Raw genomic sequence first — 1,356 nt, 5'->3', positions numbered from 1 at the left:
CAAAACACGCTTCCAATGTCTTGTTTTTACATGACTTTCTTTGTCGGGTTTTGAAGGCATTCCGGCATAAATAATCCTTGGCTTTTTCCAGCCAAAAACAGGTTTCCGACCATGCCCTTTGTAGCAGGTTTTCAATTATTGGCCGCAACCAGATATCCGTATTTTGCGCCGCTTTAAGTAAGGAAACCTCCGGAAATAATCGTCTTGCCATTGTCCGTCTGACCAGTAAGGTGAGCAGACTTGACCAGATAAGTCCGGTGACTAACGAGTCTTTCCGGGTGGCAAAACCTTGCCAGTTTGTGTGGGATTTCAACTCCTTAAATAACAGCTCGACCTGCCATCGACAGCGATAAATATCCATCACATCATTAGGTGTAAATTCTTCCGCTGGTAAATTCGTCAGCCAAATACAAAACCGTTTTTCCTCCTTAAGCCAACGGCGGATAATGCGAAATTCATAACCGTTACGCTGACAATGCAAATCTAACACTTCAGAGCGGTGAATTCTGCGCGTGACCGTTTTTAACCTTTTTCCTGCCAGTTTAGGTAACAATTTTCCTTGTCCATTGTGGGCGGCGACAATCAGGGGATTGAGGGATTTTTTCCCTCTGACAATAAATGAAGCATCTGAATGCGAGAGTTGTTCAAAATAGTCAAAATCAGGATACCCCGCATCAGCAAGCAGAAGTTGTCCCTTCAATTCGGCCGGAGCAGGCAAATAAGCGCGTTCCGCTGCGGTATCTGCTGTGACGGTCATTGCTGTTGGTGTTTGACTGAATAATGACATGGTTATATGACATTCAACGGCGGCAGCGGTTGTTTTGAAGCGATAAGGAAAGACTTCAGCGAGAGCAGGATGAACCTGAAATGAGCTGCCATCTTGTAAAATAACATTTTGGAATTTAGCTAATTTTTGGGGTATCGCTACTTGTTTTTCAACCCACTGAGCCATAAAAAATCGGACGATGATTTTAATAAACGCCTCAAAAGCCGGTTTGCGTAATTGATTATAAAAAGGCCGGTAACTGACTTGCTGGGTGTCGGGGCATAGGCCGTTATACTTCTGATGTAATTGGGCAATGGCGTTAATTTTACCGGTACTGAGTGCAGAAATCAGACTGAGGATCAACGTGCGTGGCTCAATATTTCTGACACGTTGGGTGAACCCACAGCCAAAGGCTATTTTATTCAAAGAAACGTCACTGAATAATTGCATTAACTGGTGTTTTATAGCAATAATCGTCATAGGCTTCATCCGTGGTTTTTGATATTTGTTTGGCGACGATAATCAGATCATAAATGAAGCCTTTTTTCTATCTAAAATATACGGTTACTGCTTAAGATCCTGTATATGAT

General features: G+C 42.8%; 1 protein-coding gene. It reads right to left on the bottom strand.

The window, feature by feature from the left end:
* The coding region (locus tag AAC147_RS07585) for an IS4 family transposase (protein ID WP_047686204.1) at positions 1-1,246 on the bottom strand (1,246 nt) is incomplete at its 3' end.
* Positions 1,247-1,356: the final 110 nt, after the last annotated feature.

Origin of the sequence: Xenorhabdus sp. NBAII XenSa04, from assembly GCF_963866145.1 — a bacterium.
In the GTDB taxonomy this organism is placed as follows: domain Bacteria; phylum Pseudomonadota; class Gammaproteobacteria; order Enterobacterales; family Enterobacteriaceae; genus Xenorhabdus; species Xenorhabdus indica.
Note: the sequence above shows the minus strand (reverse complement) of the source record. Positions and strands in the feature narration are given on the sequence as shown.